The 14,284-nt window shown below is 52.7% G+C and carries 16 protein-coding genes, 1 tRNA gene and 1 pseudogene; 2 read left to right on the forward strand and 16 right to left on the reverse strand.

Annotated elements, in window-relative coordinates:
• Nucleotide 1: 1 nt before the first annotated feature.
• The 13 genes and pseudogenes from yycF to rpsF form a co-directional block, all read right to left on the reverse strand.
• On the reverse strand, nucleotides 2–736 hold the full coding sequence (gene yycF / locus HMPREF1207_RS13295) for a response regulator YycF (protein ID WP_009673491.1): 735 nt from the start codon (nucleotides 734–736) through the stop codon (nucleotides 2–4).
• 147 nt (nucleotides 737–883) lie between these two features.
• Entirely contained in the window at nucleotides 884–2,398 is a 1,515-nt protein-coding gene (locus HMPREF1207_RS13300) for a M23 family metallopeptidase (RefSeq protein ID WP_009673438.1), read from the reverse strand.
• Nucleotides 2,399–2,605: 207 nt separating this feature from the next.
• Entirely contained in the window at nucleotides 2,606–3,331 is a 726-nt protein-coding gene (locus HMPREF1207_RS13305) for a hypothetical protein (protein ID WP_009673419.1), read from the reverse strand.
• Between the two features lie 291 nt (nucleotides 3,332–3,622).
• On the reverse strand, nucleotides 3,623–4,909 hold the full coding sequence (locus HMPREF1207_RS13310) for an adenylosuccinate synthase (RefSeq protein ID WP_009673429.1): 1,287 nt from the start codon (nucleotides 4,907–4,909) through the stop codon (nucleotides 3,623–3,625).
• A 149-nt stretch (nucleotides 4,910–5,058) separates the two neighbouring features.
• The gene (gene dnaB, locus HMPREF1207_RS13315; RefSeq protein WP_009673460.1) at nucleotides 5,059–6,414 is read right to left on the reverse strand and encodes a replicative DNA helicase; all 1,356 of its coding nucleotides are present in this window, start codon (nucleotides 6,412–6,414) and stop codon (nucleotides 5,059–5,061) included.
• Nucleotides 6,415–6,479: 65 nt separating this feature from the next.
• Nucleotides 6,480–6,923, reverse strand: coding sequence for a 50S ribosomal protein L9 (gene rplI, locus HMPREF1207_RS13320; protein WP_009673400.1), 444 nt, complete (start codon nucleotides 6,921–6,923; stop codon nucleotides 6,480–6,482).
• The gene (locus HMPREF1207_RS13325) at nucleotides 6,920–8,887 is read right to left on the reverse strand and encodes a DHH family phosphoesterase (protein ID WP_009673385.1); all 1,968 of its coding nucleotides are present in this window, start codon (nucleotides 8,885–8,887) and stop codon (nucleotides 6,920–6,922) included. The genes rplI and HMPREF1207_RS13325 overlap by 4 nt, the downstream gene beginning before the upstream one ends.
• 17 nt (nucleotides 8,888–8,904) lie before the next feature.
• The gene (locus HMPREF1207_RS13330) at nucleotides 8,905–9,828 is read right to left on the reverse strand and encodes a DUF2232 domain-containing protein (RefSeq protein WP_009673447.1); all 924 of its coding nucleotides are present in this window, start codon (nucleotides 9,826–9,828) and stop codon (nucleotides 8,905–8,907) included.
• 5 nt (nucleotides 9,829–9,833) lie between these two features.
• Nucleotides 9,834–10,146: pseudogene (locus HMPREF1207_RS13335) on the reverse strand (MazG-like family protein).
• 110 nt (nucleotides 10,147–10,256) lie between these two features.
• Complete coding sequence (locus HMPREF1207_RS13340) at nucleotides 10,257–10,610, reverse strand: cupin domain-containing protein (protein ID WP_009673477.1); 354 nt, start codon at nucleotides 10,608–10,610, stop codon at nucleotides 10,257–10,259.
• A 339-nt stretch (nucleotides 10,611–10,949) separates the two neighbouring features.
• Nucleotides 10,950–11,258 (reverse strand): 30S ribosomal protein S18, encoded by a 309-nt coding sequence (gene rpsR, locus HMPREF1207_RS28805; RefSeq protein WP_082211313.1) that lies wholly within the window; start codon nucleotides 11,256–11,258, stop codon nucleotides 10,950–10,952.
• A gap of 19 nt (nucleotides 11,259–11,277) precedes the next feature.
• The gene (gene ssb / locus HMPREF1207_RS13345) at nucleotides 11,278–11,760 is read right to left on the reverse strand and encodes a single-stranded DNA-binding protein (RefSeq protein ID WP_009673468.1); all 483 of its coding nucleotides are present in this window, start codon (nucleotides 11,758–11,760) and stop codon (nucleotides 11,278–11,280) included.
• 38 nt (nucleotides 11,761–11,798) lie between these two features.
• Nucleotides 11,799–12,086: a 30S ribosomal protein S6 gene (gene rpsF / locus HMPREF1207_RS13350; protein WP_009673440.1), complete on the reverse strand. Its 288-nt coding sequence runs from the start codon at nucleotides 12,084–12,086 to the stop codon at nucleotides 11,799–11,801.
• Nucleotides 12,087–12,330: 244 nt separating this feature from the next.
• On the opposite strand from rpsF, the gene HMPREF1207_RS13355 reads away from it, so the two are divergent.
• Both HMPREF1207_RS13355 and HMPREF1207_RS13360 read left to right on the forward strand, forming a co-directional pair.
• Nucleotides 12,331–12,513 (forward strand): YjzC family protein, encoded by a 183-nt coding sequence (locus tag HMPREF1207_RS13355; protein ID WP_009673434.1) that lies wholly within the window; start codon nucleotides 12,331–12,333, stop codon nucleotides 12,511–12,513.
• Between the two features lie 17 nt (nucleotides 12,514–12,530).
• Nucleotides 12,531–12,812, forward strand: a complete 282-nt coding sequence (locus HMPREF1207_RS13360) for a hypothetical protein (protein ID WP_009673391.1) — start codon at nucleotides 12,531–12,533, stop codon at nucleotides 12,810–12,812.
• Nucleotides 12,813–12,946: 134 nt separating this feature from the next.
• On the opposite strand, the gene HMPREF1207_RS13365 is transcribed toward HMPREF1207_RS13360, so the two are convergent.
• The 3 genes from HMPREF1207_RS13365 to HMPREF1207_RS13375 form a co-directional block, all read right to left on the reverse strand.
• Nucleotides 12,947–13,037 (reverse strand) — tRNA-Ser (locus tag HMPREF1207_RS13365).
• Between the two features lie 78 nt (nucleotides 13,038–13,115).
• Complete coding sequence (locus HMPREF1207_RS13370; RefSeq protein WP_009673430.1) at nucleotides 13,116–13,352, reverse strand: DUF951 domain-containing protein; 237 nt, start codon at nucleotides 13,350–13,352, stop codon at nucleotides 13,116–13,118.
• A 4-nt stretch (nucleotides 13,353–13,356) separates the two neighbouring features.
• A complete protein-coding gene (locus tag HMPREF1207_RS13375; protein ID WP_009673459.1) occupies nucleotides 13,357–14,280 on the reverse strand; it encodes a mechanosensitive ion channel family protein in 924 nt (307 codons plus the stop codon).
• Nucleotides 14,281–14,284 lie beyond the last annotated feature (4 nt).

Below are 14,284 nucleotides of genomic sequence, written 5' to 3' on the forward strand. Positions count from 1 at the left end.
CTCAGAAGCCTCCGTTTTTCGTTCCCCGCATCATGTAACCGAGCCCTCTACGGGTCACGATATACTCCGGTTTGCTCGGATCGGCCTCCAGCTTCTCGCGCAGACGCCGGATCGTGACGTCCACCGTCCGGACATCGCCGTAATAGTCATAGCCCCATACGGCCTGGAGCAGGTGCTCGCGCGTCATCACCTTGCCGGGGTGCTTCGCCATATAGTGGATCAGCTCGAACTCCCTGTGTGTCAAATCCAGCGGTTCTCCGTCCCGGTAGACGACATACATGTCGCTGTCGATAAAGAGCCCGTGAAGCCGGATTCCGTTGGCTTCCTCCGGTTCCGGCTCCGCTTGTCCGAGCGGCGTGGTTTTGCTTTGGCGGCGCAAATGCGCTTTGACGCGGGCAAGCAGCTCCCGGTTGCCGAAGGGCTTCGTCACATAGTCGTCCGCCCCCATCTCCAGACCGAGCACTTTATCCAGCTCCGTGTCCTTGGCCGTCAACATGATAATAGGCGTATTCAGCCTGGCGCGGATTTCCCGGCACACGTCCATCCCGTCTTTGACCGGCAGCATCAGATCGAGGAGAATAAGATCCGGCCGCTCCGAAAAAGCCAGCTCTACCGCCGCTCCGCCGTCATAAGCGCAGACGACCTGGTAGCCCTCTTTTTCCAAATTAAACTTCAATATATCTGCAATCGGTTGTTCGTCGTCGACCACGAGTATTTTGCCATTTGTGCCGAACATGTCTCTCTCATCACCTGTCCTTCACCTAGAAAACCATACCCTATTATTGTAACATACCTGTACGCAAAAAGAGACATAGCCCCCCGCCCGGAAGGCCACATCTCTCTTAAAAAACTTGCGTCTATGATAGGCGATTCGCATCGCGATTTACCGGTTCAAATATTTCAGAGGATTTTCCAGGCTGCCGCCTTTGTGGACCTCGAAGTGAAGATGAACGCCGGTCGAGTCGCCCGTGCTCCCCATGATCCCGATCTGCTCTCCTTTTTCCACGATGGTGCCGGCAGTGGTTTCTACCTTGCTCATGTGAGCATACATCGTTTCGTATCCGTTCATATGATCGATAAGAACATAATTGCCGTAATCCGATTTATAACCGGCCGACACCACTTTCCCGTTGTCCGCCGCCATGATCGTGTGATTGCCTACAATGTCGATGCCTTTGTGCATCTTGCCCCAACGTGTACCGAACGTAGAGGTGATGGATTGAGAAAGAACCGGCCATGCGAATGTCCCTGTGCCTTCTCCTTTTACAACCTTGGTGCCTTTTCTTACTTTCTCCGTTACCGGCTGTTCAACGATGTCTTCTCCGACGATTTTCTCGTCCGTCAGTTGGCCGTTGATCTTCGTCAGCTCATACGTGACCTGTTTCAATCCGTTCTTGCCCGGAGAGATCGTCTCCACAATGCCTTCTTTCATCGTCGGATCCGTTTCGACTTCGGTTTCGAAGTGGACTTCCTCGTTCTCCACCATCTTCTCGACCGTCTTGACGGACAGAGCCGGCTGGATGACCGTAAGGTCGAGCACATCGCCTTCGCGGATCATATCGTCATGAATCCAAGGATTCTTGTCATAAATCACCTGCTTCGGGATGTTCAGCTTCTGGGCGATGCAGCCCACACAATCTCCGGCTACCACCGTATACTTCGTCGGCTGTACGCCGCCCGTCTTGATCTTGGCGATCAGCTCCTCGGGCTTCATCACATCCTGAGGCTGGATATCGACGGCTTCCTCCGTTTTGACCTGCTGGACGAATTCCACCTTCTCGACCGTGGCCGGAGCCGCAGACGGACTGCCGTCCGCCGACAGAACGGCGACCTTGCTTTCCTTTTCCTTCTGCTCGAAAGGCTTCTTGATCTCCGCCAGCACCCGATCGGCCGTGGCCTGATCTTTGACGATCGCATACGTTTTGCCTTCGATAACCAGTTCTACACCGGATGCGACAGGCTTCAGCTTCTCGTCAAGCAGCGCGAGCACCTGCTGATCGTCCGTTTTCTTCATGAAAGCTTTCTCCGGTTTGGGTTCTTCGATGTCGGGTAATGCCATATGTACATCCGGATACTGCTTCTCCAGCTTTTCTTCACGTTCTTGTTTGTACTCCTGCAAAACTTCCTTCGAACTGATATAACCGAGTGTCTCCTGACCGACTTTGACCGGGTAAATGTCCGCGAGATTCGCTTTGACATACTGCTGACCGCTAACGGTTAAAAATCCGATTACTGCTATGGAACTGACGCTATATAGGAAGAACCCTTTTCCCCGCACTGCCGGACCAGCCGCAAGCTCGGTGGAAGGTTCCGCTTTATTCCCGGTCAAGCTATGCCACTGAGCCCGGCTTTGATTCCACAACTTCCTGGCCCAATCTACTGCTTTAAAACCTTTCATATCCTTCTCCTTATCCGTTTGTTTCTTTACGTGGCAAGAGAATGATAGGCCCAGCCGATCATCTCCAACTCTACCAGCGCATAAAACTTCCTTAATAATTTACCACACCTTCTCTTGCGGTTTCAAGAAAACAGGGGGTTGCCACTATTAGGAACGGTTTGGAAGAAGCTCAAAAATCAGGATTGAAAGAGATTCAAAAGGGTTTAATCAGCCCCCATATTTTTTCAAAATCCCCGAAAGCTGTTCATATTCGGCCGGATTCAGGTATTTTTTCAGCTTGCTGTCCACTTCCTTCAGCTCCTCGGCTGTAATGCCGTCTTCCACCATCGCGGAAAGCTTCTGAACTTCTTCCGCAGGCAGCTTCGCGACGAGAATGGAGAAGATTTTCTGCTTGTCGCCGCTCGACAGAGCGTCCTTCTTCTTGGAAAAGTCATCCGTCGACATGACCACGTCCCGTTTCTGCGCATCCTTCGGATCGGGGCTTGCCTGCCCCTCCTTTAACTCGCCCATTACGGCGACGGCATCCGGCATTCCGCTCGGCTCCGGCGAAGAGACGCCTCCCTGTACGGGGGAAGAGGACGGTGACGGCGTCCCAGAGCCGTCCAGACTGCCCGTCACGGGCTTTTCCGCTCCTCCGGGGGTTGCGGACGGGGTCGGACTCGGGCTTGGGCTGGGCTTCGACGAGGAAGCCGCTATGCGCTCCACCCGGTCGTTAACCGATCCTCCCTTGCCTATCGCGCCTATACCGAACTGCTCGCCCAGCTTCCCGGTAATCTGAGAGAAGGAAAGCTTGCTTCCTATCGGCGGCAGCTGAAACTGCTTGAGCACTTCATCTACCATCGTAGTCACAATCACATACGTCGTAAAAATGGACAAAAAAGACATCACAACCGCACCGGCCGTCCACCTGCCTAACCGTCCCAACCATTTCATTCGTTCATCCACCGCCTTGAAACTTCTCGTTTATTCTGGTTTCTCTATAAGCCCAGTATTGACGGTTTAGACCCGGATCAACCCGCTATTTCCCAAAAAAACCTTAGAACCTCCAGCGCGCAGCTCCAAACGCGGCGCAGCGTCGCATGAAGGTGGTCACCCGGCCCCTGCCATTCCTTCCTTCCGGACAATAAAAAAGACCCCGCGCAGCCGGAAGCAAGTCCGGTTGCGTGAGGTCTTAGGGACGATGATTAAGAAATCGTCCTCTCAATATGATCTTGTAAGAACCGATTAAGCGTAAACCGGGCGGACCAGGTTCGTCTGCTCACGGTTACGGCCGACGGAGAAGATGGCCAGCGGAATACCGGTCAGCTGGGAAACGCGCTCCAGGTAATGACGCGCATTTTCCGGCAGGTCGCTGAGCGATTTCGCGTTGGAGACGTCTTCGCTCCAGCCCGGAAGCTCTTCGTACACCGCTTCGCACTCGGAGAGCATGTTAAGGCTCGCCGGATAGTGCTCGATGATCTCGCCTTTGTACTTGTAGCCCGTGCAAATCTTAACGGTCTCCAAGCCTGTCAGCACGTCGATGGAGTTCAGGGACAGGCCGGTGATGCCGCTCACGCGGCGGGCGTGACGGACCACGACGCTGTCGAACCAGCCGACGCGGCGCGGACGTCCGGTAACGGTGCCGTATTCGTGGCCCGTTTCGCGGATTTGGTCGCCGATGGCATCGCTTAGCTCCGTCGGGAAAGGACCGTCGCCGACACGGGTCGTGTAGGCTTTCGCTACGCCGATGATCTGGTTGATCTTCGTCGGGCCTACGCCGGAACCGATACATACGCCGCCGGCCGTCGGATTGGACGACGTCACGAACGGGTACGTGCCTTGGTCGATGTCGAGCATAACGCCCTGCGCGCCTTCGAACAGAACGCGCTTGCCGGCGTCAATCGCATCGTTCAGGACCACGGACGTGTCCGTTACGAACATGCGGAGCTGCTCGGCGTAACCGAGGTATTCTTTTAGAATCGCGTCCGCATCCAGACCGTCGCGTCCGTACACCTGCTTCAGCAGCGTGTTCTTGTCTTCGACGATATGGCGGAGTTTGCGCTCGAACTCTCCCGCGTCCATCAAGTCCGCGATACGGATGCCGTTGCGCGCCGCTTTATCCATGTAGCAAGGGCCGATGCCTTTGCGGGTCGTGCCGATTTTGTTAGCGCCTTTGCGGTCTTCTTCCAGCTCGTCCAGAAGCAGATGATAAGGCATAATCACATGGGCGCGGTCGCTGATTTTCAAGTTGTCTACCGAGAATCCGTTATCGCGAATATATTGAAGTTCGTCTACCAGAGCAGCCGGGTTGATGACCATGCCGTTTCCGATGACACACATTTTATCGTGATTGAAAATACCGGACGGTATCATCGTCAGCTTGTACTTCTTGCCTCCGATCAGAATGGTGTGGCCGGCATTGTTGCCGCCTTGGTAGCGGGCGACCACTTCCGCGGACTCCGCCAAATAGTCCGTGATTTTCCCTTTCCCTTCGTCTCCCCATTGGGTTCCGACTACAACCACTGTTGACATTCTGTATTACCTCCGTTAGGCGAATTGCATCGCCACTCATTTTGCTTACTTCTTTTACACACCACTTTAGTGTAGCAGACCGCATGAAGCAAAGTCAACAAAACGCGAACAATCATACTATCTCTAGTATGATTGTTCGGATATTTCAGTCAACCTGTCTGCATCTCCTGATGAGCGCGATCCATGTTGACGAATTTATTAAAGTTTTTGAGAAACGCCAGTTCTACCGTGCCGACCGGGCCGTTACGCTGCTTGGCGATAATGATCTCGATGATGTTCTTTTTCTCGGATTCCTTGTCGTAGTAATCGTCCCGGTACAGGAACGCCACGATGTCGGCATCCTGCTCGATCGAACCGGATTCCCGAAGGTCGGACATCATCGGACGCTTGTCCTGACGCTGCTCTACACCCCGGCTGAGCTGGGAGAGCGCGATGACCGGCACGTTCAGCTCACGCGCGATCTGTTTGAGCGTACGGGAGATCTCGGAGACCTCCTGCTGACGGTTGTCTCCCTTGCCCCTGCCCTGGATAAGCTGCAGGTAGTCGATCAGGATCATGCCGAGCCCCTTCTCCTGCTTGAGACGGCGGCACTTCGCCCGGATGTCCGCTACCGTGACGGAAGGCGAATCGTCGATGTAGATGTCCGCTTCGGAAAGCGAACCGATCGCCATCGTCAGCTTCTCCCAGTCGTCGCCTTCGAGGAAGCCGGATCTGAGCCGGGTGGCGTCGACGTTGGCTTCCGCGCAGATCATCCGCTGCACAAGCTGAGCGGCGCCCATCTCGAGCGAGAAGATCGCGACGGTTTCCTTCGCCCTCACACCGACATTCTGTGCGATGTTAAGAGCAAATGCCGTCTTACCTACGGAAGGACGGGCCGCCACAATGATTAAGTCGGAGCGCTGGAAGCCGGACGTCATTTTGTCGAGATCGTTGAAACCCGACGGAATCCCCGTGGAGCCGCCTTTATGGGAATAAAGAAACTCCACCCGCTCGAAGACTTCCATCAGAACGTCCCGGATGGAGATGAAGCCGTTGGAAGCCCGGCGCTGCGAAATTTCGAGAATGCGGGCTTCCGCATCGTTGAGCATCATGCCCACATCGTCGGCGCTCGCGTAGCCGTCCGATACGATCTGCGAAGCAGTCCGGATGAGCCTCCGGAGCAGCGACTTCTCTTCTACGATTTGCCCGTAATAGTCGATATTCGCTGCCGTCGGAACGGCATTGGCCAGCTCCGACAAATAGGCGACGCCGCCGATTTCCTCCAGCTGCTGCTTGTTCTGCAGCCGGGCGGTCAGCGTCACAAGATCGACCGGCTCGTCTTCCTCCGCCAGCTCGATCATCGCTTCGAAGATGTGCTGATGGGCCGGACGGTAGAAATCGTCCGGACTCATCCGCTCCATCGCCGTGATCAGCGAGTCGCTGTCCAGCAGGATGGCGCCGAGAACGGCCTGTTCGGCTTCTATATTTTGCGGCAGAACACGTCCCATGAACATTTCTTCGTTCATGAACCTTCACCTGTTCTATTGTTAGTTTCTATCCTGTCCAAACTTAGAAGGAATAATAACACCGTCTATTCTTCCGACACTTGCACGCTGATCGTAGCCGTTACTTCCGTATGCAGCTTGACGGGCACTTTCGTTACGCCCAGGGAGCGGATAGGATCGTTCAGCAAAATTTTACGCTTATCGATCTTATAGCCGGCTTTCTCCAACTGCTCCGCGATCTGCTTGCTTGTGATAGCCCCGAACAAACGGCCGCCTTCGCCGGCTTTCGTCTTGATGGTCACCGTTGTTTCGTTCAGCTTGCCTGCCAGAACTTCCGCGTCTTCTTTCTCCTGATCTTTACGCTTCTGTTCGGCTTTTTTCTGCTGGTCAACCTGCTTAACCGCCCCGTTCGTTCCTGCTGCGGCCAATCCGCGGGGGATCAGGAAATTCGTTGCGTAGCCCTCGGATACCTCTTTAATTTCCCCTTTTTTGCCTTGCCCTTTAACGTCCTTCAGAAATACGACTTTCATTCGAAAAGCCCCTCCTCTTCCTCTATCTCTTGCAATATTTGTTTCAGCTTCGCCGCCGCTTCCTGCGGAGTCAGCTCAAGCTGGGTCGCTGCGTTCGTCAGGTGGCCGCCGCCGCCCATCCGTTCCATCACGATTTGAACGTTCATCGCGCCAAGCGAGCGCGCGCTGATGCCGGTTAAACCGTCCGGCCGTTCACAGATGACGAAGGAGGCGAAAACGCCGGTCATATTTAATAAGGTATCAGCCACCTGGGCAATCATCAACTGAGAATATTTGTGATTCTGTTCGCCGACCGCCAGAGCAATATGATCATACATCATTTCCGTATATCTCATAATCTCAGCTTTATCGATATAGGCTTGAAGATCTTCCTTCAGCATCTTCTGAATGAGAGTCGGGTCCGCTCCGTTCCGTCTCAGGAACGAAGCCGCTTCGAACGTACGGGAGCCCGTACGGAGACTGAACTGCTTCGTGTCGACCACGATCCCGGCAAGCAGCACGGTGGCCTCCAGCGCATCCAGCGACATCTTCTCGTTGAAGTACTGGAGCAGCTCCGTTACCAGCTCACAGGTCGAAGATGCGTACGGCTCCATGTACACGAGCACGGCGTCGTGGAAGAACTCTTCGCTGCGGCGGTGATGATCCACGACCATGACACGGTGTGTCAGGTTAAACAGCTTCGGCTCGGCGACCATCGAAGCCCGGTGAGTATCCAGCACGACGGCCAGCGTGCGCTGCGTCGTGATCTGCATCGCCTGCGCCGGTGTGATGAACCACCGGTTCAGCTTCTCGTCCTCTTCGATCATCGCCATCAGCTTCTCGATCGAAGGATTGATGCCTTCCAGCACAATGTAGCCTTCCTTGTTGCTGATCTGCACGGCCTTCAGCAGGCCGATCGCCGCGCCGATAGAGTCCATATCCGGAAAGCGGTGTCCCATGATGATGACCTTGTCGCTTTCCTTGATCAGATCTCTCAGCGCATGCGAGATCACGCGGGCACGCACGCGTGTGCGCTTCTCTACGGCGTTAGTTCGCCCGCCGTAGAACGAGATGCGCTGGCCCGCCTTGACGGTCACCTGGTCGCCTCCGCGGCCCAGAGACATGTCCAGGCTAGTCTGCGCGACCCGGCCGAGCTCCTCGAGCTCCTCGATGCCGGAGGCGATCCCCACGCTGACCGTGAGCGGCAGCTTGTATTCCATCGTGAGATCGCGCACTTCATCGAGGATATCGAAGCGGTTCTGCTCCAGCTCGCGCAGCGCCTTCTGATTCATCAGAATCAGAAAACGGTCGGATGAGGTCCTGCGCAGATACACTCCGTACCGGTGAGCCCACTCCGTGATTTCACCGGTTACCCGGGCGAGCATGATGCTCCGCGTCTGATCGTCCATTCCCTGGGTGACTTCATCCAGGTTATCCATCAGAACGATGCCGATCGCGATTTTTTCCTCGTCATGCTTCTGAACGAGCCGGACGTAATCCGTCACATCGCGGATATACAGAAGACGTTCTTCGGGACGGTGCCATATTTTGTACACCTGGCCGTCCTGCTCGACTTCATGCGTCTCTTCTTTTTCCTTCTCCTTGCCCGGCTTCCAGCTTGGAAGCACGTCCTCCAGGGAATCCCCGATCACGGAGTCCTTTTTGGCGAGCTTGGCGACGAACGGATTGTGCCATTCGATTTCTTTTTCTTCATTATATAGAATCATGCCGATCGGCAGCTCCGATATCACGTCGCCGGCGGATTTTTTGACCCGATGCGTGATGGTGCCCAGATAAGCATTCAAATCGTGACGAAAAGCACTCTCCGCCTTCCACGAGAAGTACAGCACAAGTCCCGAGGCGAGCAGAGCAGCGACACCCAATACCCATTCATACAGAAACAGTACGATCGTTAAAGCGCCGAGCAGCGCAAACGTCCATACCATATGTTGTCCATGCCATCGTTTCGACAAGAATTTCGGCATTTATTCTCCCCTGACCCTTATCTAGATTTGAAGAGCCTTTCCCGCAACGGAAAAGCCACATCGAACACGCCGAGTAAACTGTAGAGCACAAGCAAAAACGGCATAAACACGATCAGAAGAATCGTGCCGGCCACCGGCAGCAGTTTACCCCAACCTTTATAATGGGCCACGAACGCAAGAAACGAAATTGCTTGGATGGCGAACGCGAACATAAGCAGCGGCAGCAGATTGATAAGCAAAGCCGACATCAGCGAATTGGTCGCCGATACGAACAGCATATCCGCCGCGAACGCGATGAGGTAAATCCAGACGAACGCTTTCGGAAGTTTCCACTCTCTCACAGGCGGCATGCCGGGGATGTCCTCTCCCATGCGATTAAGCAGACGGCGTCCGATCAGATGAGTAACTCCGATAAAGTAGAGCGAGAACAGAATCATATCCAGCGGAATGATTTGTACGAGCACATCCACATACCACTGCATGTCGCCCTGGGTCGGCAGCATTCCCTTTACGGCAGGCTGCATGTTATTTAAGTAATCCAGCATGACCGTTTTGAATTTCTTAATGAAATTCAATTTGAACAGGAACCCGATCACGAGCGTAAGCAGCATTTCGGCCAGAAAAGTAAGCGTACCGTACGTGATGACCAGATGTGCGGGCGCCTTCTTCTTATAAAGCGTGCCGATTACGATGACCGGCGGCAGCAGGAATAGTGAAATGGCCAAGACGACGAATCCCGTCCACCCGAGCAATAAATTCACAACCAGGAGAATTCCCAGATAGAAAGCTGTAAATCGTTTGGCGTCCAGCTTCACGAACAGAATCAAGACCGGAATCATCAGGAAACTGGCCGTAATCACCAAATAGGACGTCATAAAAGATAACAGAAAGAGTATATACAGCAGACCCCATCCGATGAACTGCAAATTTTTCTTTGTCAACGCGTTCACCTCTTACGAAGATGATCTTCCAGTGCCGAGATATCTCCATACCAATCCTCGAGCTGGTGACCCTCTTCTCTATGCTTTTTCATTTTATCCATGATTGCTTCATCTAAACTTCGAAAAGAGACCCCAAGCCGGCGGCCAAGTATATATACGCTGGAAATCAGACTGGCAAGGCCATCTATAATTTTAGCTAGATTGCCTTCCCATATCCCTTTCAACAGATGCGCTACCTGATCGACAACCTCGGTTTTGAGCCATTTCAATGACCTTGACCCGCTTCGCGAGATCAACCTCTCTTTCCCGATTGGACAACGCCGCTCCTCCCCTTATCCCTTACAAGCTTTATACACGATTATACCACAAAACAGCTTGAGCTGTGTTTCCTGAACTTGGCGCTTTACGGGCTCAGGGTACGTTAAATTTCAGTCAGGTTTGAGTTCTGCCTGAGGGATTCGGTCTCCTTTAGTACCCGGTTTGGAGATAACTAGAAACTCCGCTGCATCATGCGAACGGTTATGAATACAGTGCGGGGTTCCCGGTGCGATCCGAAGCCCTTCTTGAGGCCCCAGCTCATGCCATTCCCCGTCCATCTCCATCACAACCTGCCCCGTTAAAATGAAAAAGAACTGCGCCGCGCGCTCATGCACATGTCTCTCCTCGCTCGTTCCCGGAGGCATTCGTTCGTGAATAATCGTCTCGTCCCCTTTGTGGAGATACCAGCCGTCGCATCCGTCTCCCCATACGTAATGCTCGGCGTTTTGTTTGCTGATTTTCAAATCATCCGCCACTCCCCGGTTTTGTAGATAACTTTCGTTCGTTTTCTATCCACATGTGCATAACTTTCCGTCCGGATTTAGTCACCGTGTTTTCCACATGTCCCCAAGTCCTATCTTCATTCTATAAAAGTTCCTGTGGACTGTCTAACTTTGGCGGTTATCCACAACCCTGTTCCCCTCCGGAACGCAAAAAAACCGGAAATTTCTCTCCGGCTTCCTTCGTTCTATCCTTTTTTTGTTGAATCATTCTTGTTGCCGCCGCCGCTTCCGGCTCTGTTTGCCTTTTTACCGATAAAAAAAGACAACCGGCAGAACCGGCTGTCTTCTTCTCTATACAAACTACTCCGTAGTGTATGGAAGCAAAGCAATTGTGCGCGAGCGCTTGATTGCTGTTGTCAGCATACGCTGATACTTCGCGGAAGTACCTGTTACACGACGAGGCAAGATTTTACCTCTTTCGGAGATAAATTTCTTAAGGGTCTCGATATCTTTGTAATCGATATGAGTGATCTTGTTTGCTGTGAAGTAGCAAACTTTACGGCGCTTACCGCCTTTACCGCGGCGTGGAGTGAATTTACGCTCCGAACGCTCCGGACGATCACCGCCTTCCGAACGTTGCGGACGGCTGCTTGTTTGTTGTTCGCTCATTTGAGTCAGTCCTTTCTACTTAGAATGGCAAATCATCATCGGATATGTCGATCGGTTTCCCGTCGTCGAGGAAAGGATCCTGCTGTTGATCCCGCGTATTTCGGCCGCTGCCGCTTCCGCCGCCGCCATATCCACCGCCTGAACCGCCGGAGTAAGAACCCTCTTCACGGTTAGCGGAATTAGCAGATTCCAGGAAGCGCACATTATCGGCAATGACTTCGGTTACGTAAACTTTACGTCCCTCGTTATTGTCGTAAGAGCGTACCTGCATGCGTCCTTCCACAGCCGCCAAACGGCCTTTGCGAAGATAGTTGGCGCAAGTTTCCGCAAGCTGTCTCCAAGTTACGACAGGTATGAAATCGGCTTCCCGTTCCTTCGATTGCGAACTTACGAACGGCCGATCCACCGCCAGTGTAAATTGGGTTACGGCCACACCCGCAGGTGTGTAACGCAGCTCAGGATCTCTTGTCAGTCTGCCGATAAGAATTACACGGTTTAACAACGTTCATCCCTCCGATGCTTCCTTACTTAACACGCTGATTAAGCTACGTCTTTAACGATCAGGTAGCGAATGATTTCGTCGGAAATCTTCATTACACGATCAAGCTCTGCTACAACTGCAGGTTCTGCGTTGAAATGTACGAGCACATAGTGTCCGTCACGGAACTTGTTGATCTCATACGCAAGGCGACGTTTACCCATCAGGTCGTGCTTCGTAATTTCGCCACCACCGTTGGTGATAATGCCTTGGAACTTCTCTACAGTAGATTGAACTTGTTCTTGTTCAATGTCTGTACGAATGATATACATCACTTCGTATTTGCGCATGCTTGTCACCTCCTTTTGGACTAAGCGGCTCCCAATTCTGATCGGGAGCAAGGAGCGAGAATTAGTTGAATTACAAAACTCGCACCTAAATACTATAGCAGATTGCTTTCCCCATTACAAGTCACAACCTGTCCATCCGCCAGAACTGCCAATGTATGCTTACCGGCAGGCTCCCTGCGCGGCACATGCTTTCTTAAGCGAGGGACATACTAACCCCGTAATTAAAAGCTTGGAGGTGAAAAGCATGGGTGAGAAGACGCAGTTCGTGCCTGGCGACAAGGCGCCCAACGAAGGGCGCTACATCGAAATCGGCGAGAATGCCTTTCATATGGGGATCAACAACCCGGAAATCGTTCACTTGAAGAAAGGTGACTCGTTTCCCGACACCAAAAATCACAACCGCAAATGGAAACGGCTGTACCACTAAAAAGGAGCTCTGCCTTTATGAAGAAATCCTTCACACTATACGGGACGGTTTTCGGCCTTTTACTCTGTCTGATTCATTATTTCGGCCATGACCAGGACTCGCTGTATCTGCTCTTTTACTCCCTCAGCGTTCCTGCCTGGTTTGCTCCCATGTTTACGAATGTCTACGAGATCTCCATGGGTAAAATGTTCGTGATCTACGTGCTTACCGTAGCTTCCTGGGCGCTTATCGGTTACGTCATCGACCGCTTCTCCGTTGTGCGGAAAGAACGGCAGGGACGTACCGGCGGGGCGGCCTGAAAGCGGACGAAGTCCGTCGCTTCGCAGAACGAACTTTGGGCCTGCTTCGGCAAGCCGATGTAAGCTGCAACCGCAATGGCATGCAAAAACCTCCTGCTTCATAACGAAGCAGGAGGTTATCATTGGTAAAGTTATGGCGGAAAGAGTGGGATTCGAACCCACGCACGGCTTGCGCCGCCTAGCTGATTTCGAGTCAGCCCCCTTGGGCCTCTTGGGTACCTTTCCGTATCGAGAACATTTTTTATTGTAGCACAAGCTGTGGTTAGTCTGCAAGAGGGAAATTCGGCAAGAAAAAAAGGAGCGTCAAGAACCTGACACTCCGTTTTCGGAGGCTTCCGCCCCCTTATCTGCAGAGGACCGGAGCACCTTCTTCAGTTTGCTTTCGAACTTGGCGCGGGGCACCAGTACGCTGTGTTTGCAGCCTACGCATTTGATCCGGATGTCCATGCCCATACGAATAATTTCCATTTCGTTCGTTCCGCAGGGATGCTGTTTTTTCATCTGCACGATATCCCCGAGTTCGTACTGCTTCTTCTCCATAGGGCTATATGGCTCCCCTTTCCCCTTTGAAATAGGTCACGATTTTCGGACACGGAATCTCGATTCCGTGCGCATCCAGCTGCTTTTTCACTTCCGCGAACATTTTACGCTGCACATCCACCTGCATATTCGGTTTGCACTCCGCTGTAATCCTCAGAACAATCTCCGACTGTCCCATAGACTGGACACCAAGCACCTTCGGCTCGCTTACGATGTTCTCGTTGCCTTCCGCCATGCGGTCAACCGTTTTCTGGAGAACCTCCACCGTTTTATCGATATCGGATTCATAAGCAATCGAAATATCGACGATCGCCAGCGAATTATTGATCGAATAGTTCGTAACCTGTTTGATATTCCCGTTCGGAATAAAGTGAACTTCCCCTGTCCAGCTGCGAAGCCGGGTTACCCGGATGCCGATTTGCTCTACGGTTCCCCGGAACGTATCGACTTGAATAACGTCCCCTACGGCAAACTGATCCTCGAAAATAATGAAGAACCCCGTTATGACATCCTTCACCAAGCTTTGGGCTCCGAAACCGATCGCCAGTCCGAGCACACCCGCTCCGGCGAGAATAGGTCCCAGATTAATGCCTACTTGGGCCAGAATAAGCAGAATGGTTATAAAATTGACTACATAAGAAATGATGTTGTGAATAAGCTTGCCGATTGTAGCTGTGCGTCTCGGATCGAACTTAAGAGGGCTCTTCTCCCTCGTTTCCATCATCCGGTTAACAAGCTTGTCGGCCACTTTAATAATTAAACGCGAGAGTACGTATATAACGATAATTTCAACGATCGTAGCTCCGTACTTGATCAGCTGTTGGGAATCCAGCAAATATTTTTTGATATCATCCACGAAATGGGTCACCGTTTCTTCAGGATTTTGCAGTCCCGTAATGGCAGCCAGTCTGTTCCCCATGTTAGTCATTTTT

Source organism: Paenibacillus sp. HGH0039 (assembly GCF_000411255.1).
GTDB lineage: Bacteria > Bacillota > Bacilli > Paenibacillales > NBRC-103111 > Paenibacillus_F.

Bases quoted from the DNA above. Each gene is read 5' to 3' on its own strand.
- dnaB (WP_009673460.1), bottom strand. From the start codon at position 6,414: ATGAACGAAGAAATGTTCATGGGACGTGTTCTGCCGCAAAATATAGAA.
- HMPREF1207_RS13360 (WP_009673391.1), top strand. From the start codon at position 12,531: ATGAAGAAATCCTTCACACTATACGGGACGGTTTTCGGCCTTTTACTC.
- HMPREF1207_RS13370 (WP_009673430.1), bottom strand. From the start codon at position 13,352: ATGGAGAAGAAGCAGTACGAACTCGGGGATATCGTGCAGATGAAAAAA.
- HMPREF1207_RS13355 (WP_009673434.1), top strand. From the start codon at position 12,331: ATGGGTGAGAAGACGCAGTTCGTGCCTGGCGACAAGGCGCCCAACGAA.
- yycF (WP_009673491.1), bottom strand. From the start codon at position 736: ATGTTCGGCACAAATGGCAAAATACTCGTGGTCGACGACGAACAACCG.
- rpsR (WP_082211313.1), bottom strand. From the start codon at position 11,258: ATGAGCGAACAACAAACAAGCAGCCGTCCGCAACGTTCGGAAGGCGGT.
- HMPREF1207_RS13310 (WP_009673429.1), bottom strand. From the start codon at position 4,909: ATGTCAACAGTGGTTGTAGTCGGAACCCAATGGGGAGACGAAGGGAAA.
- rplI (WP_009673400.1), bottom strand. From the start codon at position 6,923: ATGAAAGTCGTATTTCTGAAGGACGTTAAAGGGCAAGGCAAAAAAGGG.
- HMPREF1207_RS13375 (WP_009673459.1), bottom strand. From the start codon at position 14,280: ATGACTAACATGGGGAACAGACTGGCTGCCATTACGGGACTGCAAAAT.
- HMPREF1207_RS13300 (WP_009673438.1), bottom strand. From the start codon at position 2,398: ATGAAAGGTTTTAAAGCAGTAGATTGGGCCAGGAAGTTGTGGAATCAA.
- HMPREF1207_RS13305 (WP_009673419.1), bottom strand. From the start codon at position 3,331: ATGAAATGGTTGGGACGGTTAGGCAGGTGGACGGCCGGTGCGGTTGTG.
- rpsF (WP_009673440.1), bottom strand. From the start codon at position 12,086: ATGCGCAAATACGAAGTGATGTATATCATTCGTACAGACATTGAACAA.
- HMPREF1207_RS13325 (WP_009673385.1), bottom strand. From the start codon at position 8,887: ATGCCGAAATTCTTGTCGAAACGATGGCATGGACAACATATGGTATGG.